This window comes from Streptomyces sp. P13-3-3, assembly GCF_050571355.1.
In the GTDB taxonomy this organism is placed as follows: Bacteria; Actinomycetota; Actinomycetes; order Streptomycetales; family Streptomycetaceae; genus Streptomyces; species Streptomyces althioticus.
In genome coordinates, this window is the sequence record NZ_CP192228.1 from 5,545,003 (window position 1) to 5,571,616 (window position 26,614).

The 26,614-nt window shown below is 72.4% G+C and carries 22 protein-coding genes and 3 pseudogenes; 14 read left to right on the forward strand and 11 right to left on the reverse strand.

Annotation, left to right across the window (positions count from 1 at the left end; all coding sequences use genetic code 11):
* Nucleotides 1-7: 7 nt before the first annotated feature.
* The gene (locus ACQZOG_RS24950) at nucleotides 8-973 is read right to left on the reverse strand and encodes an ABC transporter substrate-binding protein (RefSeq protein WP_387786352.1); all 966 of its coding nucleotides are present in this window, start codon (nucleotides 971-973) and stop codon (nucleotides 8-10) included.
* A 234-nt stretch (nucleotides 974-1,207) separates the two neighbouring features.
* Between ACQZOG_RS24950 and ACQZOG_RS24955 the strand changes: the two genes are divergently transcribed.
* Both ACQZOG_RS24955 and ACQZOG_RS24960 read left to right on the forward strand, forming a co-directional pair.
* Nucleotides 1,208-1,963 carry an inositol monophosphatase family protein gene (locus ACQZOG_RS24955; RefSeq protein ID WP_387786354.1) on the forward strand — a complete coding sequence of 252 codons (756 nt, stop codon included), beginning with the start codon at nucleotides 1,208-1,210 and terminating at the stop codon, nucleotides 1,961-1,963.
* A gap of 71 nt (nucleotides 1,964-2,034) precedes the next feature.
* A complete protein-coding gene (locus ACQZOG_RS24960; protein ID WP_051724420.1) occupies nucleotides 2,035-2,433 on the forward strand; it encodes a hypothetical protein in 399 nt (132 codons plus the stop codon).
* An 11-nt stretch (nucleotides 2,434-2,444) separates the two neighbouring features.
* Here the strand turns inward: ACQZOG_RS24960 and ACQZOG_RS24965 are convergent, their stop codons facing one another.
* Nucleotides 2,445-3,377, reverse strand: a complete 933-nt coding sequence (locus tag ACQZOG_RS24965) for an MBL fold metallo-hydrolase (RefSeq protein ID WP_261675863.1) — start codon at nucleotides 3,375-3,377, stop codon at nucleotides 2,445-2,447.
* 168 nt (nucleotides 3,378-3,545) lie between these two features.
* Here ACQZOG_RS24965 and ACQZOG_RS24970 point away from each other — a divergent pair, with 168 nt between their 5' ends.
* Both ACQZOG_RS24970 and ACQZOG_RS24975 read left to right on the forward strand, forming a co-directional pair.
* Nucleotides 3,546-4,442: a helix-turn-helix transcriptional regulator gene (locus tag ACQZOG_RS24970; RefSeq protein WP_058917260.1), complete on the forward strand. Its 897-nt coding sequence runs from the start codon at nucleotides 3,546-3,548 to the stop codon at nucleotides 4,440-4,442.
* Nucleotides 4,443-4,586: 144 nt separating this feature from the next.
* Nucleotides 4,587-5,498 carry a GNAT family N-acetyltransferase gene (locus tag ACQZOG_RS24975; protein ID WP_430741815.1) on the forward strand — a complete coding sequence of 304 codons (912 nt, stop codon included), beginning with the start codon at nucleotides 4,587-4,589 and terminating at the stop codon, nucleotides 5,496-5,498.
* Nucleotides 5,499-5,566: 68 nt separating this feature from the next.
* Here ACQZOG_RS24975 and ACQZOG_RS24980 read toward each other — a convergent pair whose 3' ends face one another.
* A complete protein-coding gene (locus ACQZOG_RS24980; protein ID WP_037642445.1) occupies nucleotides 5,567-6,298 on the reverse strand; it encodes an SDR family NAD(P)-dependent oxidoreductase in 732 nt (243 codons plus the stop codon).
* A gap of 70 nt (nucleotides 6,299-6,368) precedes the next feature.
* Between ACQZOG_RS24980 and ACQZOG_RS24985 the strand changes: the two genes are divergently transcribed.
* Nucleotides 6,369-7,226, forward strand: a complete 858-nt coding sequence (locus ACQZOG_RS24985) for a LysR family transcriptional regulator (RefSeq protein WP_208862074.1) — start codon at nucleotides 6,369-6,371, stop codon at nucleotides 7,224-7,226.
* Between the two features lie 158 nt (nucleotides 7,227-7,384).
* On the opposite strand, the gene ACQZOG_RS24990 is transcribed toward ACQZOG_RS24985, so the two are convergent.
* On the reverse strand, nucleotides 7,385-8,251 hold the full coding sequence (locus tag ACQZOG_RS24990) for a DUF1963 domain-containing protein (RefSeq protein ID WP_430741816.1): 867 nt from the start codon (nucleotides 8,249-8,251) through the stop codon (nucleotides 7,385-7,387).
* A 277-nt stretch (nucleotides 8,252-8,528) separates the two neighbouring features.
* Between ACQZOG_RS24990 and ACQZOG_RS24995 the strand changes: the two genes are divergently transcribed.
* Together ACQZOG_RS24995 and ACQZOG_RS25000 are read left to right on the forward strand one after the other, a co-directional pair.
* The gene (locus ACQZOG_RS24995) at nucleotides 8,529-9,095 is read left to right on the forward strand and encodes a hypothetical protein (RefSeq protein ID WP_037642448.1); all 567 of its coding nucleotides are present in this window, start codon (nucleotides 8,529-8,531) and stop codon (nucleotides 9,093-9,095) included.
* A 16-nt stretch (nucleotides 9,096-9,111) separates the two neighbouring features.
* Nucleotides 9,112-9,447: pseudogene (locus tag ACQZOG_RS25000) on the forward strand (monooxygenase); the annotation flags it as partial.
* A gap of 295 nt (nucleotides 9,448-9,742) precedes the next feature.
* On the opposite strand, the gene ACQZOG_RS25005 reads toward ACQZOG_RS25000, so the two are convergent.
* Nucleotides 9,743-10,708: a MerR family transcriptional regulator gene (locus ACQZOG_RS25005; RefSeq protein WP_033273855.1), complete on the reverse strand. Its 966-nt coding sequence runs from the start codon at nucleotides 10,706-10,708 to the stop codon at nucleotides 9,743-9,745.
* An 88-nt stretch (nucleotides 10,709-10,796) separates the two neighbouring features.
* Between ACQZOG_RS25005 and ACQZOG_RS25010 the strand changes: the two genes are divergently transcribed.
* Nucleotides 10,797-12,341 carry an alpha/beta fold hydrolase gene (locus ACQZOG_RS25010; protein ID WP_033273854.1) on the forward strand — a complete coding sequence of 515 codons (1,545 nt, stop codon included), beginning with the start codon at nucleotides 10,797-10,799 and terminating at the stop codon, nucleotides 12,339-12,341.
* Between the two features lie 124 nt (nucleotides 12,342-12,465).
* On the forward strand, nucleotides 12,466-13,266 hold the full coding sequence (locus ACQZOG_RS25015) for a GNAT family N-acetyltransferase (RefSeq protein ID WP_033273853.1): 801 nt from the start codon (nucleotides 12,466-12,468) through the stop codon (nucleotides 13,264-13,266).
* Between the two features lie 88 nt (nucleotides 13,267-13,354).
* On the opposite strand, the gene ACQZOG_RS25020 is transcribed toward ACQZOG_RS25015, so the two are convergent.
* Together ACQZOG_RS25020 and ACQZOG_RS25025 are read right to left on the reverse strand one after the other, a co-directional pair.
* On the reverse strand, nucleotides 13,355-14,290 hold the full coding sequence (locus ACQZOG_RS25020; protein WP_354793657.1) for an alpha/beta hydrolase: 936 nt from the start codon (nucleotides 14,288-14,290) through the stop codon (nucleotides 13,355-13,357).
* A 357-nt stretch (nucleotides 14,291-14,647) separates the two neighbouring features.
* Nucleotides 14,648-15,934, reverse strand: a complete 1,287-nt coding sequence (locus tag ACQZOG_RS25025) for a PucR family transcriptional regulator (protein ID WP_051747722.1) — start codon at nucleotides 15,932-15,934, stop codon at nucleotides 14,648-14,650.
* Nucleotides 15,935-16,171: 237 nt separating this feature from the next.
* On the opposite strand from ACQZOG_RS25025, the pseudogene ACQZOG_RS25030 reads away from it, so the two are divergent.
* Both ACQZOG_RS25030 and ACQZOG_RS25035 read left to right on the forward strand, forming a co-directional pair.
* Nucleotides 16,172-18,011: pseudogene (locus ACQZOG_RS25030) on the forward strand (DUF3556 domain-containing protein).
* A gap of 147 nt (nucleotides 18,012-18,158) precedes the next feature.
* Entirely contained in the window at nucleotides 18,159-19,583 is a 1,425-nt protein-coding gene (locus ACQZOG_RS25035) for a phytoene desaturase family protein (protein ID WP_193455717.1), read from the forward strand.
* Between the two features lie 60 nt (nucleotides 19,584-19,643).
* On the opposite strand, the gene ACQZOG_RS25040 is transcribed toward ACQZOG_RS25035, so the two are convergent.
* Nucleotides 19,644-20,852: a pyridoxal phosphate-dependent aminotransferase gene (locus ACQZOG_RS25040; RefSeq protein WP_430741817.1), complete on the reverse strand. Its 1,209-nt coding sequence runs from the start codon at nucleotides 20,850-20,852 to the stop codon at nucleotides 19,644-19,646.
* A gap of 81 nt (nucleotides 20,853-20,933) precedes the next feature.
* On the opposite strand from ACQZOG_RS25040, the gene ACQZOG_RS25045 reads away from it, so the two are divergent.
* The 3 genes and pseudogenes from ACQZOG_RS25045 (at nucleotide 20,934) to ACQZOG_RS25055 (ending at nucleotide 22,819) form a co-directional block, all read left to right on the forward strand.
* Nucleotides 20,934-21,566, forward strand: coding sequence for a winged helix-turn-helix transcriptional regulator (locus tag ACQZOG_RS25045; RefSeq protein ID WP_037642463.1), 633 nt, complete (start codon nucleotides 20,934-20,936; stop codon nucleotides 21,564-21,566).
* A gap of 81 nt (nucleotides 21,567-21,647) precedes the next feature.
* Nucleotides 21,648-22,187 (forward strand): hypothetical protein, encoded by a 540-nt coding sequence (locus tag ACQZOG_RS25050; RefSeq protein WP_430741818.1) that lies wholly within the window; start codon nucleotides 21,648-21,650, stop codon nucleotides 22,185-22,187.
* Nucleotides 22,188-22,295: 108 nt separating this feature from the next.
* A pseudogene (locus tag ACQZOG_RS25055) lies at nucleotides 22,296-22,819 on the forward strand (DUF3291 domain-containing protein).
* A gap of 64 nt (nucleotides 22,820-22,883) precedes the next feature.
* Here ACQZOG_RS25055 and ACQZOG_RS25060 read toward each other — a convergent pair.
* Genes ACQZOG_RS25060 through ACQZOG_RS25070 form a run of 3 tightly spaced genes read right to left on the reverse strand, consistent with a single transcriptional unit; the run spans nucleotide 22,884 to nucleotide 26,590 of the window.
* On the reverse strand, nucleotides 22,884-23,684 hold the full coding sequence (locus tag ACQZOG_RS25060; RefSeq protein ID WP_430741819.1) for a hypothetical protein: 801 nt from the start codon (nucleotides 23,682-23,684) through the stop codon (nucleotides 22,884-22,886).
* The gene (locus ACQZOG_RS25065) at nucleotides 23,684-24,955 is read right to left on the reverse strand and encodes a VWA domain-containing protein (protein ID WP_106963347.1); all 1,272 of its coding nucleotides are present in this window, start codon (nucleotides 24,953-24,955) and stop codon (nucleotides 23,684-23,686) included. The genes ACQZOG_RS25060 and ACQZOG_RS25065 overlap by 1 nt, the downstream gene beginning before the upstream one ends.
* A 45-nt stretch (nucleotides 24,956-25,000) precedes the next feature.
* Entirely contained in the window at nucleotides 25,001-26,590 is a 1,590-nt protein-coding gene (locus tag ACQZOG_RS25070; RefSeq protein WP_430741820.1) for an IucA/IucC family protein, read from the reverse strand.
* Nucleotides 26,591-26,614 lie beyond the last annotated feature (24 nt).

A 26,614-nucleotide genomic window follows, 5' to 3' on the forward strand; every position in this document is an offset into this window, starting at 1 on the left:
GCCCGGGTCACGGCAGCAGCGTGTCCAGGTCAGGAGCCTCGTCGAACAGGCCGTCCTGGCGGCCGAGTTCACCCAGCCGCTCCAGCGACGCGCGGTCCGGCTCCTCGGGCCAGCGGGGGAGCTTCAGGGCCTGCAGCGTCTTCGCAGGGATCTTGGTGTAGGTGGCGAGGATCTCACGGACCTCGTCCGGGTGACTGCCGGCGTAGGCGAGGGACTCACGGGTCGCCTCGGCGAACTTCTTCACCAGCTCCGGGTCCTGCTGGGCCAGCTTGTCGGAGGTGAAGTAGAGGGCGATGGTGAGGTCGGGCGAGACGTCCACGAAGTTGGAGGCGACGACCCGTGCGCCCTGCTCCTCGGCGACCGAGAGGGAGGGTTCGACGACCCAGGCCGCGTCGACCTGCCCGGCGGCCAGGGCGGCGGGCATCTGGTCGAAGGCCAGCTCCACGAACTGCACGCTCCTGGGGTCGCCGCCGGCCTTGCGCACGGATTCCCGTACGGAGGTGTCGCCGATGTTCTTCAGCGTGTTGACCGCGACCTTCTTCCCGGCCAGGTCCTCCGGCGACTTGATCGGGCTGTCCCCCTTGACGACGACACCGCCGAAGTCCGCGCCCGCCTTCCCGGTGGAGGCGACACCGTTGGCGACGGCCCGCACGGGCACGTTGCGGCTCCGGGCGACCATCAGCGAGGTCGTGTTGCTGAACCCGAACTCGAACTGGCCGCTGACCACGCCGGGCACGATCGCGGCGCCGCCCTGGCTGGTCTCCAGCGTGAGGTCGAGGCCGCGCTTCTTGTAGAAGCCCTGCTTCACTCCGAGGTAGACGGGGGCCACGTCGACGATGGGTATCACACCGACCTTCACGGTGGTCACGCCGTCCGACGACGAGCCGGAGGCCCCGGACGAGGACGACCCGCAGGCCGTGGCCGTGACGGCGAGCAACGCGACGGCGGCAAGTCCGGCTGGCAGACGACGCACAGGGCCTCCTGGTGAGTCACGGTGTGGGTGTGCGCAGGCCGTACGAACGTTGATGCGGGGGAACCTAGGGCCCCGCCCGGCAGGGGGTCAACCCATCGGTAGGACAGTTTTCAACGACCGTGACAGCACTCGTGGTCCGGTTCGCGCTCTTGACACGGACCGGCTCCTCCGCGCCGTTCACGGCATGTGACGGCACGTCAGCGTTGCCCCGAGGTACGCAGGTAACCTGCGCGCGTGACCCAGGCAGACGCGAGTACCGGCGACACCGAGACAGCCATAGCCGCGGCGCGGGCCGGGGCGGATGTCGTCAGGGACATGTACGGGCAACACCTCGCCCGGATCGACAAAGGTGCCGGTGACTTCGCCACCGAGGCCGATGTCGCTGCCGAGAAGGCGATCCTCGACGTCATCCGCGCCGCACGGCAGTGGCTCGTCGACCCCCTCTGCGGCACGCTCAACTACGCCGTCGGCACCCGGCTGGTCGCCGTCAACGTGGCCCTGCGCGACGGTGCCGCCGCCGTGGCCGACCCCTTCAGCGGTGACACCTCCTTCACCGACGGGCGGACGGCCCACGTCCGACGACAGGGCGCCGCGGAGGACACCCCGCTCACGCCCACCCCCGACACCCGCCTGGTCGACCTCAACCTCGACCCGCCCTTCCCGAGCGCACCCGACCATCGGGCGGTCGGCCTCCTGACCCACCCCGACTTCACCGACCGCTTCCGACCCCGCGTCGGCTCCACCTCGCTCGCCCTCGCCTGGGTCGCCGCCGGGAAACGCGCCGCGTACGTCACCGACGGCGGCGACCTGACGGGCAGCGTGCACTTCGCGGCCGGTATCGCCCTGTGCCGCGCCGCCGGTTGCGTCGTCACCGGTGTCGACGGCGCTCCGCTCGGCCCGTCGGGCCGCGGGCCGGTGGCCGCCGCCGACGAGGACACGCATGCGCGGCTGCTGACGATGCTGCGTCGGCAAGCGCCGGACGGCCTCTGAGACTCGGCCGACCGCCGCCCGCGCGGCGACATCCGCGTATCGAGATCACGCAACGATCGAGGGGAACGCACATGACGCAGTCCCGCACCGCCACAGCACCTGCGACGAAGCACCTGCTCACCGGCATCGTCGCCGACGGCGCCTTCAAGGTGGTGCTCGGCGCCGCTTTCCTGCTCGCCGCGTCCCCGCTTGATGAACTCCTCGGCGTGTCCGCCTGGTTGTCGGCCGCTTCGGGCATCGCCCTGCTGCTCGGCGGCGGCATCGAGATGAAACTCGCGCGCAAGCGCCCTCTCCGCACATACCTACGCCTCATGGTCACCTACGACACCGGCTGGGTCCTGACGGCGCTCGTCGGCTACCTGGTGGCACGGCAGGGAGGAACCGCCGGGGGAGAGGTGTGGGTCGGCTACCAGACAGCCGCGCCCCTCGTCTTCGCCGCCCTGCTGCTGAAGGCGGCCCCGGCCCGTTAGGCCGCCACCGGTCAGGCGCGGGAGAACGGCGCCCACCGGGCCAGCCCGAACCCGCTGCCCTCCCGCCGGATCTCGAAGGCGCCCTGCCCCGGCAGATGGGCGGGGAACACCAGGGCGCGGTGGTCGGCCGCGTACGCGAACATGCGGGCGCGGCTGACGCGGGCGCCCTCCTCGTCCTCCTCGAAGCAGCTGTTCAGGTGCGGCTCGTGGATCTGGACCGCCCCGTGCAGCAGGTCCCCGGCGAACACCGCCCGCTCACCTCCGGACTCCAGGTGGACGACCGCCGAACCCGGGGTGTGGCCGGGGGCCGGTTCCAGGCGGAGGCTGCCGTCGATGACGTACGAGTCCTCCCACGTCGTGACGAGCCCCGCGTCGATCACCGGCTGCACGCTGTCCTCGTACACGTTCTGGTTGCCCCGCCCGAACCGCGTGCGGTGCAGATTGTCGGGATGCCAGTACCTCACGTCGACCTCCGGCATCAGATACGTCGCGTGGGGGAAGGTGGGCACCCAGTCGCGGCCGTCGAGGCGGGTGTTCCAGCCGACGTGGTCGTCGTGCAGATGGGTGTTGACCACGAGGTCGACGTCCTCAGGGCGGACGCCGGCGGCGGCCAGACGGGACAGGTAACCCGTGTCCAGGTACGACCAGATCGGTTGCAGCGGACGGTACTTGCCGTTCCCCGCCCCCGTGTCGATCACGATGATCCGGCCCTCGCTGCGCAGCACCCACGACTGGGTGGCGACGCGGGTCAGGTCGGTACGGGCGTCCCAGTGGTCCGGGTCCAGCAGCGTGGCATGGCGCTGCCACTCCTCCGGCGTGCTGCCGGGGAAGAAGACGTCGGTCGTCATCGGGGAGATGTCGCAGAACTCGATCACCCGGGTGACCTCGACGTCTCCCAGGCGGACCGTGGTGACCTGGGGCGATGTTGTACGGGCGGTGGGCATGGGTCTCCCTCGTACGGGTCCGGAGCAGGGGTGCCGGGCCGCTTCCGCTGCCGGCGGGACGGCCGTACGACCGACTCTGCGGCCCCCGCCCGCCGGCCACCAGTCCCGCCCCTGCCTACCCCTGACAGGTGCAGGCTCCCGCCCACCGCCCCCGCGCATACTGGGCCCATGGACCGCACATCACCGCTCGGCGCGTTCCTGAAGGCGCGGCGGGCGCGGCTGAGCCCCGACGACGTCGGCCTGCCCCGGTACGGGGACCGACGGCGCGTCCCCGGGTTACGCCGCGAGGAGGTCGCGCTGCTCGCGGGCGTCAGCGCCGGCTACTACACGCGGCTCGAACAGGGGCAACAGGCCAACGCCTCACCGGAGGTGCTCGACGCGTTGGCGCGGGCGTTGCACCTGTCCCCGCCCGAACGGGACCACCTGCACGATCTGTCCTCGACGACCGGCCACCGCACCCGCCACCCGGCCGCCCCGGGCGCCGCCGAGAAGGTCTCCGCCGATCTGCGCACCCTGCTGACCACCATGGCCGCCCACGTCCCGGCCCTGGTCGTCGGCCGCCGCAACGACGTCCTGGCGTGGAACGGCACCGGCCACGCGCTCCTCGCACCTCACCTGGACTTCGCCGCGCCCGACGATCCCGGCACCCGCCCCAACCTGTCCCGCCTGGTCTTCCTGGACGCCCCCACCCGCGCCCTGTACCGCGACTGGCCCGCCAAGGCCCGCGCGGTGGTCGGCAACCTCCGCATCCTGGCCGCGCGCAACCCAGGAGACACCCACCTCGCCGCGCTGATCAACGAACTGACGGCACGGAGCGCGGAGTTCGCGACCATGTGGGACGCCCACACCGTCGACCCCTGCGGCCGTGACGTACACGCTCTCGCCCACCCGGTCGTCGGGGAACTGACCGTCATCCAGCAGACGTTCGACGTCCCGAAGGAACCGCACCAGTCCCTGGTCACCTTCACGGCGGAGCCCGGCTCGCCCTCGGCGGCAGCCCTGGAGGCTCTGAAATCCCGTGGACGGCCCGTAAACGCCCCCGTACCGTATGCCTCCACGCCCTGACGCGGACGGGAGGAGGCGAGTGCCATGCGTTTCACCCATACACAGCGCTCCCATCTCCACTGTCCCGGCGTGCACGACGAGTTCTGACCGGGAGCGCTTCACGCAGCGGCATGCGACCCCGCATGCGACATCCCGGAGGATTCCTTGACCGACCTGGTCATCCGCACGCTCACGGCGAGCGAAGCCCACCTGTTCGACGCCCTTCCCGACCCGCTCGGCGCCCGCGGGGCACACCGGCGCACCCGCTTCCACCCCGACTGGAAGCGCGTCGCCCTGCGCGACGGCGAGGTCGTGGCACGCGGGGCATGGTGGGGCGGGCCCGACGACACGGAACCCGTCAACATCAACTGGTTCGACGTGGCCGAGGGGGAGGAGGAGGCAGGAGCGGAACTCCTGCGCTCCGCGCCCCGGCAGGTCGAGCTCGAGATCAACCTGCCCGGCGGCTGGCGCGACGACCCCGCCCTGCTCGCGGCCGCCGAGACACGCTTCACCGCCGCACGCGCCGCCGGCTACGAACTCCTGGTGGAGCGCTTCCTGTACCGCTGGACCCCCGACCAGGGCCTCCCCGACCGCCCCGGCCGCCTGGCCTTCCGTGCCGAACCTGACGACACGGTCTTCTTCGACGCGCTGCGCCGCATCCACTCCGCGACCCTGGACGCCCACGCGCTCAAGGCCGTCGAGGAGGGCGGGCTCGACCGGGCGGCCCAGGAGGAGCTCGACTTCTTCCACTGGTGTCCGTCCCCCCGCGCGTGGTGGCGGACCGCGCACACCCCGGACGGCGCCCTGGCCGGCATCCACATCCCCGCCCACAACCCGTCCGGCCCGACGATCGCCTTCATAGGCGTCGTCCCGGAACACCGCGGCCACGGCTACGCCTACGACCTCCTCGCCGATTGCACCCACCACCTCGTCGCACAGGGCGCGGAACACATCAGCGCGGCGACGGACCGCGGCAACGTCCCGATGGCCGCGGGCTTCGCCAAGGCGGGCTTCCCGGTCGTCAGGGAACGCGTCAACTTCCACCCGGCGACGGGCCCGGCGGATCAGGTCGGGTAGGCGAACGGAACGCCGCCACCGGTGCCCAGGTGCGCCGGCGGAGTGTCCGTGCCGGGCCGACAGGCAGCTCACCAGGAAACCGGGCCGTGCTCGTCGAAGAAGCCGCCGGTCGGCCCGCCGTCGGGCAGCGTGGCGAGCCGGACGACCACGGCCGCGCCGTCGGCCGCGGTGCGGGTGAGGCCGGGGAACGCGGTGGTGAAGTCGGTCGCACACGGCCCCGGATCGGCGGCGTTGACCAGGATGCCGCGGCTGCGCAACTCCTTGGCGTACTGCACGGTCAGCGAGTTGAGCGCGGTCTTGGACGGGACGTACGCGGCCATCGGGGGCCGGGTGGTGAAGTAGTCCTCCGGATCGGTCATCCGGGCGAGGGAGCCAAGGCCACTGCTGACATTGACGATCCGGGCGGCGGAGGAGCGGGCGAGCAGCGGGAGCATCGTGGTGGTCACGCTGATCACGCCGAACACGTTGGTCTCGAACACCTCGCGCACGGCGGACAGTTCGACGCCGCTGGGGCTTTGGGCGGCGAGGTCGCCGGAGATGCCGGCGTTGTTGACCAGGATGTCCAGCCGGCCGAAGCGCTCCTCGATCCAGCGGGCGGCGGAGAGGACACTTGCGCGGTCGGTGACGTCCAGGGTGACCGGGTACACCCGCGGGCCCAGGCCGGCTGCGGCGGCCGCACCGCGGTCCGGGTCGCGCGAGGCCAGCAGGACGTTCGCGCCGAGCGAGGCGAGCCGGGCCGCGACCTCACGTCCGATGCCCTTGTTGACGCCGGTGACCAGGGCAATCGTGGTTTCTGTCATGCGTTCAGCCCACCATGGGGGCGGCCGGGAGTTCCAACACCGGTCAGGTGCGCGGCGATACCGTGCGGGTATGGAAAGGCTGGAGGTCCGCGAGCTCGTCTACTTCACCGCCGTCGCCGAGGAACTGCACTTCGGCCGGGCGGCCGCCCGGCTGGGGATGGCCCAGCCGCCGCTGTCCCGCGCCGTTCAGCAGCTCGAACGACGGCTGGGCGTGACCCTTTTGGATCGCAGCAGTCGCCGGGTCGCACTGACCGAGGCGGGTGCCGTCCTGCTCCGCGAGAGCCGAAGGGTGCTCGACGCCGCGTCGGCCGCGGCGCGCCGCACCCGGCGGGCCGGCCGGGCCGACCCGCGTCTGGTCCTGGCCGTCAAGCCGGGCGGTGACGGTGGCCTGCTGCCGGCGATCCTCGACGCCTACCAGGCTGAGCCGGGCGCGCTGCCGGTCGAGCTGGTGTGGGGCTTCGGCGAGCGTGAGGTCCTGCTGCGGGAGGGGCGTGCCGACGCCGCCCTGCTCAACCGCCCCCACCCCGACCTCACCGGCCTGGACACCCAGGACCTCCTGACCGAGACCCAACTGCTCGTGATGCCGCGTTCGCATCGCCTCGCGGGCCGTACCCGGGTCTGCCTGAACGACCTCGCCGGGGAGCCCCTGCCCCGCCGGCCGGGCGCGTCCGAGGGCGGCTCGCACGGACCCGAGGTCCACGACCTCGGGCAGCTCCTCCACCTCATCGCCTTGCGCCGCATGGTCGCCGTCCTCCCCTCCTCCATCCGCGGCCAGCTCCGCGACGACCTGGTCGCTGTACCGGTCGACGACGCGGAGCCCACCACGCTCGTCCTCGCCTGGCCCGAGCACGCCACCTCCCCGGCCCTGGCGGCCTTCGTCCGCGCGGCCACCGCCGTGGCGGGCAGCGCGACGGGTCACGGCGGGTAGGGCGACGGGCCACGGCGGGTAGGGCGGGCGCCGTCCCAGGGCGCCGAAGGCGACGATGACGCTCGACCCGGCACCCGCCGCATCGCCTCGCCGGTGTCTCGGCCGACGTGTCCTGCGGGCCGGTGGGAACGCGGCCGCCAGGACACGGCGGAGCGCGGTCAGGGGTTCCAGAACACCGTGGCGAACGCCCGGTCGAAGCGTCGTGCCGCCAGGTCCTCACGCTGGATCACCCAGTGGACCGTGGAGCCCTCCCACAGCCGCACGTCCTCACCGGCGTACCAGTCGGCGAGCAGCACCCAGTCCGCGGGATCGCTCGACACCGGTCCGTCCCAGCTGCCCGACTTCACCGCCTGCGCGACGGTCTCCACGGCGGTCTCCACCGGATCGACGTAGACGGCTTCCTCGTCCGCGTAGCCCCCGAGCTGGAACGGCCCGGACGGCGCGATGTCGTCCTGGACCTCCTCCCAGACCTCGACGAGTTCCTCGGCACGGGGGTGCCCCGGGACGGGCACGGAGTGCCGTTCCCCGGGCGGGGTGACATGCGAGTGATACAGGAGCGAGACGTCGATCCGTGCGCGCAGCGGTCCCTGGGGGTAGCTGTCGAACATGGCCCGGTACTCGTCCACGTCTCCCGGGTTCCAGGACGTGTGCTTGTCCCGCTCCGTGACCGTCGCGCCCGCGGGTACGTACACCACCTGGCCCGCGGAATCCGGATACTCGCCCTCGGGCCAGGCGAAGAAGAGCAGGCGGCCGTCGGGCGGCAGGGGCAGGTCCGTCGCGCCGGCCGGGAGGGCAGCGAGGTCGATGGAGGCGACGAAGGGGGCTCCGGGGGTGGGAACGTCGTCAGGCAGCGCGAGCGGGCCGCCGAACCTGCCCACGACGGGGTCCGGTCCGTCCTCGGACGGTGTCAGGGTCGCACAAGGGCGGGCGACCGCCACCCACCGGTCCACGTCGTCGGCCGGTATGCCCTGTGCCAGTGCCTCGTCGTGGAAGGGGCGTAGACGCTCCCGCAGTTCACTGATCATGGGCGGACTCTGGAAGACGGGTCCGACAACGGCCGCGCCGGCCGGCACGGGTGACCACCGGTGAGCCCGGGGCCCGGCCGCCGGGAGGTGATCACAGCTCCGTGTGAGGGTGCGGCCCGGGTCGTGTTCCGAAGGCCGGCGGAGCGGCGGGTCGCCGGCGGCCTCCGTCACCCGTCCGGCTCACTGCGATGGCGGGGCGGACGCGGCAAGGCGAAGGTGGCGTGGGTCTCACCGTTCACGCCCACACCCTTGCAACGGTCTTTCGAGGAGCTCAGCCATGTCTGAACGCAACACCGCCATCCGGAGCCTTCATGACCTCGGCCTGGCCGCCTGGTTCGGAGGCTCGCTGATGGGAGCGGTCGGCCTCAACGGAGCGGCCCAGGCCGAAGGCGGCACGGAGACGGGCCGCGACCGCATCTCTTCGTCGGGCTGGTCGAAGTGGACGCCCGTCAACGCCGCCGCGATCGGCGCGCACCTCTTCGGTGGCGGCGGGCTGCTCGCCATGAACGCTCACCGTGTCGCCACTCAACAGGGCGTGGGCGCCTCGACCGCCGCCAAGACCGTGCTCACCGCGGCCGCTCTGGCGGCAACCGCCTACGCTCGCGTCCTGGGCAAGAAGGTCGAACTGGCCGCCTCCACCGACCCCGACGACGCCGAGAAGGCGGGCAAGCACCCCGTCGACCTCGACCAGGCACGGCGTCAACTGGCCGCCGCACAGTGGGCGGTACCGGCCCTGACCGGGTGCCTCGTCGTGCTCAACGCTCTCCACGGCGAACAGCAGCGCCCGGCCCAGCAGATTCCGGGCGTGTGGGAGCGGGCCCGCTCCGTCACTCACCTGATGTAGTAGGGGGCGCGGTGCGAGCGCCCCCAGCGTCAACTTCACGCACGTCCTTGACGAACACGCCCTCCACGCCGTGGCGCTCGTCGCGGCCGCGGAGGCGCGGGTCGCCCTGATCGAGCCGTCCCGCCAGGCGGAGGACGCCTGGCTCGCCGTCCTCGCCGAGGACGCCCCCGACCACGCGTATTTCCACGCCGAGGGCACTCCCGGCTGTAACAACGCCAAGTGCCGCAGCCGGCCGAAGCGGCCCACGGCTCACCCGCACGGCGCGTTCGCCTTCCACGCGTTGCCGGCGCGGTGGCGTGAGGAATCGATGGGCGAGGTCCTCCGGCCGGCGGCGGTCCGTACGGCCGGGTAGCGCCGTGCCGGTGTCAGGGCTGTCGCCGGGTGCCGACAGCCCTGACCGTGGGGGCCGTACGGACCCGTTCTCGGCGGTGTGTCAGACGGCGGCCGATCCGTCGTCCGCGGGCAGGAGCGTAGCCGTCTGCTCCTCGCAGCATGTGCGGAGTACGGCGCGGGTGAGGAGGAAGGGCGCGGTGAGGTCGAGGCGCAGGACCTGCTCCCATGCCCTGCGGACGGCGGTGGGCGTGGCGGCAGGGCTCGCGTGATCGGTGTCCGCCCGGGACCGGTTCTCGTACGCGCTCGGGCAGCCGTCACACGGGCGTCGGTGATCGCGTCCCCGTCTGCGCGGTCAAGACGGCGAGCAGCCAGTCGTGGGCGGTGCCGGGCGTCGGTTCGGGCCGTCGGCCCGGCTCGGTGACGACCTCGGCCACCAGCTCCCAGTACCGGTCGATCCGCGGGTCGACCGCGAGCTGCCCGGCCAGTCCGCGACGGAACCGCTCGCAGTCCCGGACGCCGTACGCGCTCGTGTACGCGTCGACGAAGCAGTCCAGCGCCTCACCGGGCCGCGGCTCCCGGCCGCGCCGCAGCTGGACGCCCGCCAGCTCGTAGGCCTCCGCCAGCCCCGCGTAGAGCACGGCCGCCCCCCGGGCGCCGACGGCCCGGTGCGCCTGCGGCTGGGGCTGCGCGGCGCCCGGACACGGGCCGAGAGTGAGCGCGTTGAGCCGGGCGAAGGCCAGGACCTGGGCCGGAGCGGGGTCGTCCGGCGGCTGCGGTACCGCGACCTCCAGGAACGCGTCGACCGACCGGCGGGGCATCCGCGGCGGGAGCCAGCCGCGCCAGAAGCGGACCAGCGGGGCCGTGCTGGGCGGGACGGACAGGCCCCCGATGAGCCGCAGCCGGTCGGCCCGCTCGCCGGGGGCGGACTCCTGCACCAGACGGAGTGCCGCCTCCCTCCACCGCAACGCCCTTATCTCGGTGCCGAGTTCACGCAGCCGCTCCGCGACCGCGCCCTCCAGGACCTCCCCCGCGCCGTCGCCCGCGTCCTCCTCGTCGAGGACGCGCCGCACCTGCGGGACCGAGAGTCCGAGCGTGCGCAGGGAGCGGATCAGGCGGAGCCGGTCGAGCGCGTCGGCGCCGTAACGCCGGTGCCCGCCCGCACTCCGGGAGGTCTCGGGCAGCAGACCGCGGTCGGAGTAGAAGCGGACGGTCTTGACGGTGACGCCGGCCCGCGCGGCCAGCTCCCCGATGCCCCACAGATCGTCGTCCCTCGCGCTCACGCTTGAACCTCCCTCAAGGGGAGTTCCTACGGTACCGGCGAGCGGGACCGGTCACCGGGCCGGACCGTCGAGCTCGAAGGGGAGGGCCATGACCATCTTCGTCCTGGTGCCGGGCATGTTCACCGGCGCGCACGTCTGGCGGGAGACGGCCGACCGGCTGGCCGCGGCCGGCGCGGAGGCACATGCCGTCCGGCTCACCGGACTCGACGCCGCGTCCCGCCCGGCCGGCTGTGACGTCGACCTGGAGACCCACATCGCGGATGTCGTCGCCGTGATCGACTCCCTCGGCACCACCGGCCGGAAGCTCGTGCTGGTGGGCCACGACTACGGCATCCATCCGGCACTGGGCGCGGCAGACCGCAGGGCGGGACGCGTCGACCGGATCGTGTACCTGGACTCGGGCATGCCGAGGGACGGTGTTCCGGCCGTGGCCGCGGTACCCGACCGGTCCCTGCGCGGGCGGACCGCAGGAGGCGACGGCGGCCTCCCCTCCGGTGACGTGCTCCCGCCCCCGTCCACACGCGAGGAGTGGCTCCGCTGGGGCAGCACGGAGGGCGTGCCCGGTCCGGCGCTGGACCAGCTTACGGCACTGGCCGCGCCGCAGCCGGTGGGGACCCTGCTCCAGCCGCTCAGGCTGACCGGCGCGGTGCACCCGGTGCCCGCCACCGGCATCCTGTGCACCGGCAACGGGGCGACCATCGAGACGGTCCAGATGATGGTGGACCGGGGCGACCCGACGCTGCGGGAACTGGCCGAAGCCCGGGTCACCTTCTTCGAACTGCCCACCGGACACTGGCCGATGCTCTCCATGCCCGCCGAACTGGCGGACGCCCTGCTGCGGGCCGCAGCCGGTGAGGGACACCGCCTGACCCTCGCCGACGCTTCGGAACCGCCCGCACACCTGCGTCCCTTCCCGCTGGACGTTCCCGAAGCCCCGCGGGAGCGACACGGGGACGTCGACCTGTACCTGCCGCCCGACGCTGAAGCGCCACGCCCCGTAGTGCTGTTCGTGCACGGCGGCCCTGTCCCCGCCGACGCCCGCCCCACACCGAGGGACTGGCCGACCTTGAGGGGGTACGCGCACTGCGCCGCGGCGGGCGGCGCGGTGGCCGCCGTCGTCGACCACTGCCTGCACAGCCTGGACGACTACGAGCGCGCGGCCGCCGACGTCACCGCCGCCGTCGAGCAGGTACCGGCCGACCCCCGCGTGGACGCGGACCGGGCGGCCCTGTGGTTCTTCTCCGGCGGCGGTCCGATCGCGGCCCCCTGGCTGGACGCGCCCCCTCCCTGGCTGCGCTGCCTGGCCGCCACCTACCCGGTGTTCGGCCCGCTGCCCGGCTGGGGACTGACCGACAGCCGCTTCGACCCGGCGCGCGCGGTGGCGAACGCCGGCGACCTGCCCGTCGTCCTCACCCGCGTAGGCCTGGAGACGCCCGCGATCGCCGCCACCGTGGAAGGGTTCCTCGCCTCGGCCAAGGAGTGCGGGGCGGACGTGGACGTCGTCGATGTACCGCACGGCCGCCATGCCTTCGAGACCGTCGACCCCACGGACGAGTCCCGCGACGCGATACGCCGCGCGATGCGGGCGGTGCTGGGCCGGCTGGGGGTGCCTGGCCTTCCGACGGAGGCATGACGAGGGGGCGCGTAGAAGCGAAACGGCCTCGAGCGTGGGTGAGCGGGTCCTCCGAAGCGCCTGAGGCGTGTACAACTCGTACCGCCGAAGGGCTTCGCCCACCCCCACCCGAGAGGGAACCGTCGTGCACGATCTCGCCGACTCCGTCGAGTCGATGGAACAACTCGCCACCGCCTGGCGGACCGTCGCGCTCGACCGCGACCCGGACGCCGACGTCCGTGATCTGCCCGGCATCGCCGTACGGTGGGCCGACAGCCGGTTCGCCTTCTGGAACTGCGTCACCCTGACCGACGTCGGCGCCGGCCCCGGCCTCCTGGAGCGGCGCCTCAAGGAGACCGCGGAGATCATGCGGTCGAAGAGCCGCCCCGGCTTCCTGTGGCTCTTCGAGGACCTCCTCGACGACGACGCGCGCGCCGCGCTGGACACCGTCGCCGAACAGGCCGGCCTCGCCTACGCCTTCCCCGGCACCGGTATGGCGGGCGACCTGCTGCCGGTCCCCGAACCGCACCACCCCGACCTGACGTTCGAGCGCGTGACCACCGAGAAGCATCTGCGGGCCTACGCGGACCTCAACTCCCGCGCCTACGGCTTCCCGCTCGACGACGGCCGCGACGGACTCGCCGGCTCCGCGCTGTGGAAGGGCGGCATCCACGCCTATCTGGGTCTGCGCGACGGCACCCCCGTCGCCTGCGCCGCCACCCTGGAGGCGCGGGGCCGCCTCTTCGTCCTGCTCGTCGCCACCGCCCCGGAGCACCAGCGCCGGGGCTACGGCGAGGCCGTGACACGCAAGGCCCTGCACGAGGGCGCCCGCGCCACGGGAGCGACCCGCGCCACCCTGCACGCCACCGTCGCCGGCGCACCCGTCTACCCTCGCATCGGCTTCCGCCCCAACAGCCCGATCCGGTTCTACGGGCTGATGCCCTGAAACGGTCAGGACCGGAGTCCGAGTTGCCCTGGCGACTGCGATTCCCTTTCGGAGGCGACCAGGTGACGCGAGTGGTCAGGGACCGACTTCACACGCGCTTCAGAGGGGGGACGTGGCGGTGCAGGAACTCGATCTGGTCCGCGATGACGGTGTCGAACAAGGGCTCGACGTAAGGGTCGAAGTGGCCACCCTCGTAGACGCGGACGGTCGAATGCCGCATCTTGCCTGCTGCCCGCTCGGCGACGCGCTTGGGAGTGATCGCGTCCTGCGCGACGATCTGGACCAGGGCCGGGCACGTGATGTTCCCGGCCCAGCGCTGGGGTGAGTAGAAGCCGATCTTCAACGCGATGCGGGCTGCCACGGTGCGGGGGTAGGTGTCCTCCTTCAGCCCCGACTCACGAAAGAGAGCGTGCATGCCCGGATAGGCGTCCGGCGAGGTCATCATGCCGGTGCGGCCGGGAAGATTGACGCTGTCCACGTACACGGGTTCACGGCCGAGCTTGGAGGCGATCGCGTCCCGGATCCCCGGCACACCGACCCTGAGGGCGGCCCGCAGGCCGGTCGACCTCACCGCCGCCGGGCCGCTGACGTGCGGGACCTGAGCGATGACGGCGGCGAGAGGCTCTCCCCGGCCGGCGACGGTGATGACGTGACCGCCCGAGAACGAGGTGCCCCACGCCACGACCCGGGTGTGGTCGATCCCCTCAAGTGACCTGGCGTAGCGGAGGGCGGCGCGCCAGTCCTCGTGCTGCATCGCGATGTCCAGGATCTGGCGCGGCTCACCCTCGCTCTCCCCGAAACTCCGGTAGTCGAAGACCACGACGGCGTATCCGGCGGCGGCGAAGCGCTCGGCGTAGGCGTAGAGCCGTAGGGCACGCACCGCGCCGAAGCCGTGTGCCATCACGACGACGGGCGACGGCTGATCCGTGGCGGTGGGCCGGTAGACGCGCGCGGCGCACTTGGTGCCGCCGGAGTCGAACCACTCCTCCGACGTCGTGAACGTGCCGTCGTGCGTCTCGGCCATGGTGCACTCCTCATCTCGCTGTGTCGTCCTCACCACTGTCCAGGACGACGGACGGTGCTCGGGCGGTGGGCGCCGGTTCATGCCGCGCAGGCGCGTCACTTCGGCGGTTGCCGCGCCACCGCTACGCCATCCACTGCGTCAGGCTCGTGGCGACGATCGCCCCGAGACCTGGGAGCCCTGCGAAGCCCGCCCGTGTGCAGGTGATCCGCCGTGCGGACAGCGTGAACTCCCTCGGGGTGAGGCGCCCAGACTCGCTCGTGCGGACGAGGAAGTCGTCGGTCGGGCACGACAAAGTGAGCGGCTTGCGCCGTGGTCGTGGACCAACCCCTCCCCAGCCGCACGGGGATTCGGTCGAGATTACGGAGATCGGGTGAGCACGGCAGGCCCGAGCCAGCGGCATGCGGCGAGCGCGAGTTCGAGATCCAGCCGGTCCTCCTCGATCGGCCGCCCCCGCAACCGCACGGCTTTGTCCACCCGGTACTTGACCGTGTTCTTGTGCAGGTGGACCTTCGCGGCGGTCGCGACGAAGCTCTGGTTCTGCTGAAGGAAGACGGTGAGGGTCTCCCGTAGCCGCGCGACACCTTCGTCGTCCTGTGCCAGCCCTCCGAGCATCGATGTGACGAGGTCGCGGGCGAGGTCGAGGTCGCCCGCAAGAGCGGCGGCCGCCCTGACCCCCGGCGCGGTGAACGACGTGATCTGATGGGCCCGCTCGGCCCCGACGACCGCGACCTGATGAGCTCGCAGGGCCTGGCGGTGTGTCGCACGGAAGCCCGCGAGTCCTGCCCCGACCGCGCCGACTGCGGCCTTCACCTCACTTCCCGCCTCACCGAGGACTCGGGCCAAGCGGTCGAGGTCGACAGGTGTCCCTGCCCGGAGCGGTATCCACCCCCAGCCGAGCGAGCGGTCCTGCGGGACGAAAAGCGGCGAGGAGTCCGCACCGACCTCCTGGGCCACGGCACCGATCAGCTGCCCGAGGGACTCCAGCGGATCCGTCGACGTCATGCGTTCGTCCGCCCAGAGGACGAGTCCGAGGTGCTCCTGACGGAGCCGGTAGCCGAGGACCTGCTCCGCCGAGGCCACGTCCACCTCCTCTCCGGCGAGGAGCGCGCTCAGCGTGGCCGTGCGGATCGTGTTGCGATTCGCCAGCCACCGCTCCCGCTCGGTCTCGTACTCCGCGACGACCTGTTCGGAAACCCGGTCGATGTAGGCGAAGGCGGCGTCCTGGAGCATCTGCAGCGCCGAGAAGGAGATCCTGCCGTCCGGCTCGACGCCGGCCAGCTCACCGGCCACCCACTCGAGGGCGCGCCGGTGGCCTAGGCGGTACGCGCGCAGCAGGGCGTTCGAGGAGATCTCGCGCTGCGCAAGGCGTCGCGCGTACTCGACGGCCGGCCACGGTGCCTCCACCGTGTCGACCGGAACCCCGTACCGCACGATGTGGAAGAACGTCTTCACGTTGCTCTCCACACTCGCGTAGAGGAGGTCGAGCATCAGATGGTCTCCGCGAAGCTCCGAGATCGAGTCGGCGAGCTCGGCCTGGAGCAGACGCGCCACCTCGTCGAGCTGTGCGCTCGAGGCCGCCGCGATGTCGGCGACGCGGGCGGCCGCACGACGGGCGATCTCCTCGCGGTCCGCCCAGGGATCCATGGTTGACCCTTCCTCCCGTGTTGGTCCCCGGGCACAGGTGTGTGGTGGGCCCTTGGGCCGTGGCACCGGCACGGTAGCCGGAAGCGGGAGAACAACGACCAATCCGGTCCCGCTCTTTTGGTTCGCGCGCACAGTGTCCCAGGTCTTCCCGCCTCCCTAAAGTCCGTGCGTCCGGATCGCGTGACGCGGCCCTCGGAGGCCGGCGGCGTGCCAACCCCGGCGGGCGGTCACCGATGCGTGCCGCTCGGGCCACCACCAAGAGGGGCACCATTGGGATTCGTCAAACCGTCTCCGCAGCCGGTCGAGCCGACGGTCTTCCTCAGGCTTCCCCTGCGCGAACGCGTGCGCGTCCTCAGCACCCACTGGGTCGACGAAGGCTTCGGCACACCGCGGGCGCTGCACATCGTGTACATCGTCAAGATGCTCGGTCTCTACTTCGGCGTCGGCATCTGGATCGCGTCGGCGACGTCCGGGATCGAGTTCACCGACGTCGGCGGCTGGTACCGCAACATCGTCGTGTACCAGAAGCTCGCCGTGTGGCTGATGCTGCTGGAGGTGATCGGACTCGGCGGTGCCTTCGGTCCCCTGTGCGGCCACTTCCGCCCGATGATCGGCAACATCCGGTACTGGATCCGTCCCGGCACCCTCCGCATGGCGCCCTGGGGCGGCCGCGTGCCGTTCACCGGCGGCGACGAGCGCACCTGGTTCGACGTGGCGCTCTTCGCCGGCGTGCTCGCCGCGCTCGTCTACCCGTTGGCCGTGCGGGCCGAGCCTGTGCCGAGCGAGTTCCTCCCCGCGGGCACCGGCCCGCAGGACATCGTCCCGCCGCACTGCTTCCTGCCGGTTCTCGTTCTTCTTCCTGGCCGGCCGGTCCGAGCAGTACCTGCCGATCATGTTGTTCTCCGCGCTGATGGGGAGCATCGGCGGCGCCGCGGACTTCGTCGACCTCGTCGTGGTGTTCAAGATCGTGATCTGCGTCGTGTGGATCGGTGCCGGTGTGTCCAAGTTCGGTGCCCACTTCGAGCACGTCGTGCCGCCGATGGTCTCCAACAGCCCGGCCGTACCAGGACGAGCCGTCAAGCGTCTGCACTACCGCGACGCCCCGAACGACCTGCACCCGTCCCGCGTCGCCTGGTTCATGGCGCACATCGGCGGCACCGCCGTCGAGATCGTCGTCCCGATCACCCTGCTGCTCACGACGAACGCGACCGTGGCGCTGATCGGCGCGCTGTGCATGCTGGCCTTCCACGTCTTCATCGCCTCGACGTTCCCGATCGCCGTCCCGCTGGAGTGGAACGTCTTCTTCGGGTTCATCGCGATCGTCCTGTGGGTCGGCTTCGATCCCGGCACGTACACCGTCTGGAACTTCTCCGCGCCGATCCTGCTCGTCCCGGTCCTCGCGCTGCTGCTGTTCGGGCCGGTCCTGGGCAACCTGCGTCCCGACCTCGTCTCCTTCCTGCCCTCCATGCGCCAGTACGCCGGGAACTGGGCCGCGTCCGTGTGGGCGATGAAGCCCGGCGTGGAGGAGCGGCTCAACGAGCTGCCCGGGGTGGAGAACCAGATCGACCAGCTGCAGCGCATGATCCCGACCCCGTACGAACGTGACGACGCCGAGATGACGTTGCAGAAGGCACTCGCCTGGCGCTCGATGCACAGCCAGGGGCGCGGCCTGTTCTCCCTCCTGTACGCGCGCCTCGCGGACATCGAGACACGCACCGTCCGCGAGGGGGAGTTCGTGTGCAACGCGCTCCTCGGATTCAACTTCGGCGACGGTCACATGCATGACGCCCGCCTCGTCGCGGCCGTGCAGAAGCGCCTCTGCCTCGAGCCCGGCGACCTGGTCGTGGTCTGGGCCGAGTCCCAGCCCATCCACCGGCGCACCCAGCGGTACCAGGTGATCGACGCCGCTCTGGGCGTGGTCGAACGGGGCACCTGGAAGGTCGCCGACTGCGTGGCGGAGCAGCCGTGGCTGCCCAACGGACCCGTCCCGCTGAACGCCACCTGGACCGCCGACGGCCACCACCGTCGGCAGGCCCTGGGAACGAACCCGAACCGGCCCGACGAAACCCCCGTCTGACCCCTCCCCACCGCCCCCTCTCCTCCTGGAGGACGACATCCCGTGCACGTGGCATCTCCAGCGTCCCGACCAGTTCGACGAACCGCGTCTGCGCGCCGCCGTCGCTTCGACGCGCGCATCAGCCACTGACCCGGACGAGGAGGCACCGTGACGACCGCAGTCGTCGTCGGCAGCGGCCCCAACGGACTGGCGGCCGCGCTCGTGCTGGCCGACGCCGGGGTCCGGGTGCGCGTCGTCGAGGCCGCCGACACCCTGGGAGGCGGTACCCGCTCGGCGGAACTGACCCTTCCGGGGCTCGTGCACGACGTGTGCGCGGCGATCCACCCACTGGCGGTCGCCACGCGATTCTCACGGGCCTTCGACCTCGCCGAGCACGGCTTGTCGTGGGCGGAACCGCCGGTGCAGTACTCCCACCCGCTCGACCACGGTCGTGGCGCCGCCGCCTACCGCTCCGTCGAGGAGACCGGCCGTCACCTCGGAGGGCGCGACGGCCGCACCTGGACCCGCGTGTTCGGCTCGCTGACCGACCGCTTCGACACGATCGCCGACGAGTTCCTCCGACCGGTGCTCCACATCCCGCGGCATCCGTTCCACCTCGGCCGGTTCGGGCTGTACGCCGGGCTGCCCGCCTCGCTCCTGGCCCGGCGCTGGCACCAGGACGAGGCCCGCGCTCTCCTCGCCGGGCTCGCCGCGCACGCCTTCCGCCCACTCGACGCCCTCGCGTCCTCCGCCATCGGCGTGGCGCTCGGCACCGCCGCGCACCGGTACGGCTGGGGCGCCGCCGTCGGCGGCTCGGCCGCCATCTCCACGGCGATGGTCGCCGCGGCGAAGCAGCGGGGCGTGCTGTTCGAGACCGGGCGTACGGTCACCAGCCTCGACGACCTCGGATCCGTCGACCTGGTCATGCTCGACACCGCCCCCGGCGCCGCGGCCGACATCATCGGCGACCGACTGCCACGACACGTCGCACGCGCCTACCGCGCCTACCGGCACGGCCCGGGCGCCTTCAAGGTCGACTTCGCCGTCGAGGGAGGTGTGCCGTGGACACACGAGCCGAGCCGGCACGCCGGGACGGTGCACGTGGGCGGAACGTTCGAGGAGATCGCTTCGGCCGAGGCGACCGTTGCCCGCGGCCGCATGCCTGGCCGGCCGTTCGTCCTGGCGGCACAGCAGTACGTCGCCGACCCGTCGCGGTCCGCCGACGGTGTGCATCCGCTCTACACCTACACCCACGTACCGGCCGGCTACACCGGCGACGCGACGGAGGCGATCATTGCCCAGATCGAGCGCTTCGCGCCCGGCTTCCGCGACCGCATCCGCGGCACTGCCGTGTGCAGCACCACCGAGATGTCCCGCAAGAACGCCAACTACGTCGGCGGCGACATCGTGTCGGGCTCCAACGACCCGTTGCAACTTCTGTTCCGCCCCCGCATCACGCTGCACCCCTACGCCACCGGGGCCGACGGGGTCTTCATCTGCTCGGCCGCCACGCCCCCCGGAGCCGGCGCACACGGCATGTCGGGATACTGGGCGGCACGGGCTGCCCTGCGCACGGTCGAAACCGCAAGGTAGTACAGAGCCGGCAGCGCGCCCCGTGCTCCCTGTCGTGGAGGGCCGGGCTTGTGCCGTCGTCTACTGGCGGTACCCGCTCAGGAAGCGGCCGATGCGGCCGATCGCCGCGTCCAGGTCCTCCGCGTGGGGGAGGGTGAGGATGCGGAAGTGGTCGGGGGAGGGCCAGTTGAAGCCGGTGCCCTGGACCACCTGGATCTTCTCCCGGAGCAGCAGGTCCAGGACGAACTTCTCGTCGTCGTGAATCTTGTGCACCTTCGGGTCCAGGCGCGGGAACGCGTACAGCGCGCCCTTCGGCTTCACGCAGCTCACGCCCGGGATCTCGTTCAGCTTCTCCCAGGCCACGTCCCGCTGTTCGCGCAGCCGCCCGCCCGGCGCGGTGAGGTCGCGGATGGACTGCCGGCCGCCCAGCGCGGCCTGGATGGCGTACTGCGCGGGCGCGTTCGCGCACAGCCGCATCGACGCCAGCATCGTCAGACCCTCGAGGTAGTCCTTCGCGTGCTGCTTCGGTCCGGTGACCACCAGCCAGCCCGAGCGGAAGCCCGCCACGCGGTAGGTCTTGGACAGGCCGCAGAAGGTCAGCACGACCAGGTCGGGGGCGAGCGCGGCGGCGGAGTGGTGCACGGCGTCGTCGTACAGGATCTGGTCGTAGATCTCGTCCGCGAAGACCATCAGGCCGTGGCGGCGGGCCAGGTCGAGGATGCCCTCGACGACCTCCTTCGGATACACCGCGCCCGTCGGGTTGTTGGGGTTGATGATGACCACGGCCTTGGTCCGGTCGGTGATCTTCGCGGCCATGTCGTCGAGGTCCGGGTACCAGTCGGACCGCTCGTCGCACAGGTAGTGCACCGCCTTGCCGCCCGCGAGGTTGGTCACCGCGGTCCACAGGGGGAAGTCCGGCGCGGGAACGAGGACTTCGTCGCCGTCCTCCAGCAGCGCCTGCACCGCCATGGACACCAGCTCGGAGACGCCGTTGCCGAGGAAGACGTCGTCGACGTCGACCTCCAGGCCGAGCGTCTGGTAGCGCTGGGCCACCGCGCGGCGGGCGGAGAGGATGCCGCGCGAGTCGGTGTAGCCGTGGGCCTGGGGGAGCATCCGGATCATGTCCTGGAGGATCTCCTCCGGCGCCTCGAAACCGAACAGGGCCGGGTTGCCGGTGTTCAGGCGCAGCACGCTGTGCCCCGCCTCCTCCAGCGCGTCGGCGTGCTCGATCACCGGGCCGCGGATCTCGTAACAGACCTCGCTGAGCTTGCTCGACTGCCGGAACTCCATGCGCCCCTCCGGTTTCTGGTGTTACTTGGTTTTACCAAGTGGGTGCTTGGAAAGTCCAACGACATGTCTAGACTGCGAGGCATGCCACCTCGCCGAAGCTACGACCAGTACTGCTCCGCCGCCCGCGCGCTCGACGTCGTCGGCGACCGCTGGACCCTGCTGATCGTCCGGGAACTGCTGGCCGGGCCGCGCCGCTACACCGACCTGCACGCGGACCTGCCGGGCGTCAGCACGGACGTACTGGCCTCACGGCTGAAGGACATGGAACGCGACGGCCTCACCACCCGCCGCCGCCTCCCGCCTCCCGGCGCGGCGTACGTCTACGAACTCACCGCGCGTGGGCGTGAGTTGCTGCCCGTCCTCCAGGCGCTCGGGGCGTGGGGCCGGCCGGAGCTCGGCGACCGCCGGCCGACCGACGCGGTCCGCGCCCACTGGTTCGCCCTGCCGCTGCTGCGTGAGCTGGAGGGCGACGGACTCGTCGAAGTGCGCCTGGACGAGGGCTGCTTCCACGTCCACGCGGGCGCGGCCGAGGCCGACGGCCCGGTCTACGGCGACGGCCCCGCCCCCGCCGACCCGGACGCGGTCCTCACCCTCGACACCCCGACGTGCATCGCCCTCAGCCGAGGCGATGTGTCCCTCCCGGAGGCGATCCGGCAAGGCCACGTCGAAGTCACCGGCGACAGCCCGCTGGCCAAACAGCTCAGGGAGTCGTGAGGGGACCGGCACCCGCCGCCCCTCATCTCTGCCGAAACACGGCAGTGATCAGGTGCCGGGGGCTGTGACACGCTTCCGAGCATGGGGTGGAGCTTCAGGGTGCACGGGGGAATCGCGCTCGCGCTGAGCGCTTGGGTCCTGCTGTCGGTGGTGCTCGCATGGCTGCCGGGGAACTCGCCGTGGGCAGGCATGACGTGGCTCGTGGCCGCGGGGGTCCTCTTTCTCGTCGGTGTCGCCGCATGGGTGCGGGTCCTTGCGTGCAAGGCCGACAAGAAGATGCTGTGGCTCGCCTTCCGCTGTCTGCCCGGTCGGCTGCAGGCCGTGCTCGGCGCGCTGGCCCTCGTGGGCGTCCTGCTGACGCTCATCGGTGCGTTCCAGGAGGACAACCTGCAGACGGACGGAGTCGAGGACGGCCGCTACTACGTCTACGACACGACGCCCCTTCACAAGGGAAGGGCCGAGGTCTCGCAGAGCGCGTACGAGGTCGTCCGCGAGCGAGAGCAGCGTGGCGTCCTGCCGGTGTTCGTGGCGGTCTTCGCCGGCGTCGCCGGCGTGGTCTTCTCCGCCGGCGAACTGCGCCGAGCCGGCGTCCGGTCCGGGTCGGTGGGCGCGGCCACATAACGGGGCGCCCCGCAACTTCGACACGTGTCGTCGGCGGGGCTACCTTCGCCTGGTCCCGGGCGAGTTCGCGCCCAGGCGCCCCCCTCGACGCCCCGCCAAGGGAGCCGTATGCCCCGCCTCGCGCTCTACACCTTCGGTGTCCTCACGTCCCCGCTCTCCGACCCCTCGCCCGCCACCCGCGAGTTCTACGCCCTCGGCGAGGCCGTCTACCGCAGGATCGCCGCGCACCCCGGCCACCTCGCCCACGCCGAACCGGCGGGCGGGGAGCGGGGTGTGCTCTTCGGGGCGGACTGGGGTGCGTGGGGCGAGTTCGCCGTGCCGGCGTGGTACGCCAAGGGACGTACCCCGGACACCACCGCCCTGGCGGCGACCCTCTCCCTCTGGACCGACCTCGGCTCCGCCCGTGACGCCGTCTACACGGGTCTCCACCGCGACGCGCTGACCAGGCGCCTCGACTGGTTCGAGAGGTCCCGGCACCCGAGTCACGTGCTCTGGTGGGTCCCGGAGGACGTGATCCCCACCTGGCAGGAGGGCGTGGACAACCTGGAGGCCCTCCACCGCCACGGCCCCGCGCCCCGACGCTTCACGTTTCCCCGCCGTACACCCCGGAGGGCGCTCCGGCCCGCACCTGAACGGCCCTCGACAGCCGGAAGGCCCGCACAAGGCGGGCCTTCCGACCGACGGCGAGCGGAATCCCTACGCCCCCGGCGGGACGTGCCGCGGACGCCCCGGTCCCCGGGTCAGGCGGTAGCCGAGGACGCCCGCCAGGGCCGCCAGGGCGCCGCCGGCCGCCGTCCAGATCCAGCGGTCCGACCACCAGCCCGACGTCCAGCCGTCCTCCGGCTCCAGTTCGGCCAGCACACTCTTCGGGCCGTGGAGGGCCTCCTCCTTCTCCCGGGAGCCGATGCCCGGCACCAACGGCTCCGACAGCGAGCCGTCCACCGCCGCCGCGCCACCCATGTCCTTGGACTCGACGCGCAGTTCGACGTCGACCGGCTTGCCCAGGTCGTCCGCCGACAGCTTCAGCACCGTCAGACGCACGTAATAGGTGCCGGGCAGCGGGTCGTCGGCCCACGGCTCCGACCAGGCGCGGACCGTGCGCAGCACGCACGCCAGTTCCACGCTCGCCGCGCCCGCCGCGGCGGTGCGGGTCTGCGCGCCGTACTGGCAGGCCTGCCGGCGGCGCAGCCCGTCGTACACGTCGATCTGCCACGTCTCGGCGGCGTGGCCCTCCGGCAGCTTCACCGTCGCGCGGACGGTGGGCCGCTGCCCGGCGTCCGCGGGGAACGACCAGTACAGGTAGTCACCCGTGGAGGCCCGCGCCGTGGCGGTCTGCCCCTGCTCGACCTCCGTCGCCGTGCGGAACGACGTCCCCGCGCGGGTGGGTCCGCCGCCGTCGCCGGACGCCTCCGGGGACGGGGTGGAATCGGCCGCGGCGGGCGCGGCGGCCAGGCCCAGCATCAGCAGGGCGGCACTCAGTACTCGTACGGCGCGCATCAGTTGGTCCTCCAGACAGCGACCCGCCAGCGGGACAGCCAGCCCCAGACGAGACCGGCGAGGAAACCGGTGACGATCAGCGCACCGAGCAGCCACCAGCCCCGGCCGAGGCCGAAGGAGGCGACGTCGGAGGCGTTGTCGGGGCCGTCGACGACGTCGACCGTCAGCTCCAGCGGCAGACCGGGCGTGGTCTTCACGCCGGCGTCCGCCGAGAAGGAGGTGGTCACGCCGAGGCACACCGTCTCCGTCGAGGGCTCGTCGCTGTCGTCGTCCAGCTCCGGCTTGGGGTGGCGCAGACCCGTGGACAGCACGTCCGTACGGCCGTTGCCCGTGGCCTCGCCGCGCACGATCTCGCGGCCGTGGATGGTGACCGCGCGCATCAGGATCCCGTAGTCGGGGCGCACGGCGCGGTCGGCGGCGACGCTCACCGAGGCGCGCAGCTCCTGCCCGGCGGGCAGGTCCACGCGGTACCAGCGCTGCTGGCCGAACTCCTGGCGGTCGGTGTAGAGACCGGACCGCAGCTCGGGCGCCGTGTCGCAGGAGCCGGCGCCCTCGACGGCCACCGGGGTCACCACCGGCTCGGCCGCCCGGTCGACCAACTCGTTGACGCGGTCGGTGAGTTCGTCCTGGTGCTCGATGGAGGTGTAGGTGCCGCCCGTCGCCTCGGCGATGCAGCTGAGCTGCCGGCTCAGCTTGGCGCTCGGCACCAGGCCCAGCGTGTCGATGGTCAGGCCGATGCCCTTGGCCGCGATCTCGCGGGCCACCTCGCACGGGTCCAGCGGTGCGCAGGTGTCCTCGCCGTCGCTGATCAGCACGATCCGCTTCGAGCCGTCGCCCCCGTCGAGGTCGTCGGCCGCCTGGAGCAGCGCCGGGCCGATCGGGGTCCAGCCGGTCGGGACGAGGGTCGCCACCGCCGTCTTCGCCTCGGTGCGGTCCAGCGGGCCGACCGGGTAGAGCTGCGCGGTGTCCTTGCAGCCCTCCTTGCGGTCGTCGCCGGGATAGTCGGCACCGAGGGTACGGATGCCGAGCTGCACCTCCTCCGGCGTCGCGTCCAGCACCTCGTTGAACGCCTGCTTCGCCGCCGCCATCCGGGACTGGCCGTCGATGTCCTTGGCGCGCATCGAGCCGCTCACATCGAGGACGAGGTCGACCTTGGGCGCGCGATCGCCCCTGATTTCGTCGGCGGCCGCCCCGGCCGGGAAGGCGACCCCGGCGGTCAGGGCGGCGAGCAGGGCTATGGCGCCTGCCACCGGCCGTGTTCTTCTGATCATCGGCGGATCCTATTGATCAGGAGCGCCGCACATCAAAACAGCCCATCACCTGGTCCCGAAACGAAGGGGATTGGGCAGTTCCGCCCACTGGTCGCCCGCCGTGCCCGGCGACAGCCGCATCAGCGTCAGCGCCTTCGCCGGCAGTGGTCCGTCGCGCAGCGCCGAGAGGTCGTCGGTGCGTGGCAGATCCGGTAGGGCCTCCTCCAGAGCCGCCCGCAGGGCCGTTCCCGACCCCGCCGTCCCGGCCAGCGCGCCCGCCACCAGCGAGCCGAACAGCTTGCGGCGCAGCGCCAGTGCGTCGTCCGTGACCATGCGGTCCGGCACGTCCGGCACGGGGATGCCGTGCCGGGCCAGACGCGCCGGCGAGACGCGCAGATCGGCCAGGTCCCGGTACACCAGCCGTACCGGCTCCCCGTCCGGCGACAGCACCACGAGCAGGTTCTGCCCGTGCGCCTCCAGCGCCACCCCCAGGTCCAGCAGCCGCAGTCCGACGGTGAGCGCCAGCCGGGCGAGACGGGCCAGTCGCGCGGGGCAGCGGGGCAGGCCGGTGGCCGCCAGGGCCGCCACCGGCACCACCCGCTCCCCGGGGCCCGCGTACGCCTCCGGAGACTCCCGCAGCAGCGCCGTGAGGTCGGGCGAACCGGCCGCCACCGCGGCCGGCGTGCGGGTGATCCGCAGCAGCCCGTCCGTGCGCTCCGCCACCGCCTGCCCGAAGTCCGACAGGACCGCCGACGCGGCGACCGACCCGAGGGAGATGTCCCGCACCGAGGACGTCAGCCGGGCGCTCACCGCCGTCTTCACGTGCGGGCCGTCCGGCAGCGCGAGGGTGCGCAGCGCCATCAGCGGATGTGCCGCGAGCACCCCCACGCCGCCCCTGACGGAAGCCGCCCCCTCGCCGCCGGCCCGGGCCGCCCCCTCGCCCCCGGCCGGGGCCACTCCCTCACCCGCCCGCTTCAGCACATGCGCCGCCTGCCACGGATGCACCGGCACCAGCAGCCGGTCCCCGTCCCGCAGCCCGTCCGGCCACGCCCCCGACACCAGACACTCCGCGGCCGGCACCGGAACCAGCCCCAGTTCCACCACCGGCCGGTGCTCGGGTCCGTACGCGAGCTGTTCGGCCACGGAGAAGCCGGGACGGGAACGGCAGTTCGGATGGAAGGGGTGCCCGTCGACCACCCGCTGTTCCCACTCCCAGTCCCGCTCCGGCGCCGCGTCCCCGGGTCCCCCGAACTCCCGTTGCCCCGCCCGCGACAACGCCAGCGAGGCCGCGCTGTGCCCCAGTTCGGCGGCGAACGAGTCCGCGTGCGGCACCGCGAGGTCCGTCATCAGCCGCGCCGGATCGTCGTACTCCGTCCCGTCCAGCCGTACGGCGGTCACCCGGGCGTCCGTCGCGTACGGGTCGGAGGCCGGACCCTCCAGCCGCCGCCCGTCCGCCAGCCGCAGCACCACGCCCGACCGGGTGTCCTCCCGTCCGGCGACCCACGGCAGCGGTTCGTGCGTCAGCCCCCGCCACAGCCGGGTCAGCACCGCCGCCCGCGCGCCGGGCAGCGCGTCCGTGTACGCCGGAAGGAGAGCGGGCCGTACGACGGCCAACTCCTCGGCGATCTCGGCCTCGGCGGTGGAGGGACGCGGCACGGGCACACTCCTCGGATCGGCGGA

What these genes read in the sequence shown, in the direction of transcription:
- ACQZOG_RS25045 (WP_037642463.1), top strand. Translation starts at nt 20,934, where the DNA reads ATGCCACCTCGCCGAAGCTACGACCAGTACTGCTCCGCCGCCCGCGCG.
- ACQZOG_RS25040 (WP_430741817.1), bottom strand. Translation starts at nt 20,852, where the DNA reads ATGGAGTTCCGGCAGTCGAGCAAGCTCAGCGAGGTCTGTTACGAGATC.
- ACQZOG_RS25025 (WP_051747722.1), bottom strand. Translation starts at nt 15,934, where the DNA reads ATGGATCCCTGGGCGGACCGCGAGGAGATCGCCCGTCGTGCGGCCGCC.
- ACQZOG_RS25010 (WP_033273854.1), top strand. Translation starts at nt 10,797, where the DNA reads ATGACCATCTTCGTCCTGGTGCCGGGCATGTTCACCGGCGCGCACGTC.
- ACQZOG_RS24960 (WP_051724420.1), top strand. Translation starts at nt 2,035, where the DNA reads ATGACGCAGTCCCGCACCGCCACAGCACCTGCGACGAAGCACCTGCTC.
- ACQZOG_RS24980 (WP_037642445.1), bottom strand. Translation starts at nt 6,298, where the DNA reads ATGACAGAAACCACGATTGCCCTGGTCACCGGCGTCAACAAGGGCATC.
- ACQZOG_RS24985 (WP_208862074.1), top strand. Translation starts at nt 6,369, where the DNA reads ATGGAAAGGCTGGAGGTCCGCGAGCTCGTCTACTTCACCGCCGTCGCC.
- ACQZOG_RS24995 (WP_037642448.1), top strand. Translation starts at nt 8,529, where the DNA reads ATGTCTGAACGCAACACCGCCATCCGGAGCCTTCATGACCTCGGCCTG.
- ACQZOG_RS25020 (WP_354793657.1), bottom strand. Translation starts at nt 14,290, where the DNA reads ATGGCCGAGACGCACGACGGCACGTTCACGACGTCGGAGGAGTGGTTC.
- ACQZOG_RS25060 (WP_430741819.1), bottom strand. Translation starts at nt 23,684, where the DNA reads ATGCGCGCCGTACGAGTACTGAGTGCCGCCCTGCTGATGCTGGGCCTG.
- ACQZOG_RS24990 (WP_430741816.1), bottom strand. Translation starts at nt 8,251, where the DNA reads ATGATCAGTGAACTGCGGGAGCGTCTACGCCCCTTCCACGACGAGGCA.
- ACQZOG_RS24970 (WP_058917260.1), top strand. Translation starts at nt 3,546, where the DNA reads ATGGACCGCACATCACCGCTCGGCGCGTTCCTGAAGGCGCGGCGGGCG.
- ACQZOG_RS25050 (WP_430741818.1), top strand. Translation starts at nt 21,648, where the DNA reads ATGGGGTGGAGCTTCAGGGTGCACGGGGGAATCGCGCTCGCGCTGAGC.
- ACQZOG_RS24965 (WP_261675863.1), bottom strand. Translation starts at nt 3,377, where the DNA reads ATGCCCACCGCCCGTACAACATCGCCCCAGGTCACCACGGTCCGCCTG.
- ACQZOG_RS25065 (WP_106963347.1), bottom strand. Translation starts at nt 24,955, where the DNA reads ATGATCAGAAGAACACGGCCGGTGGCAGGCGCCATAGCCCTGCTCGCC.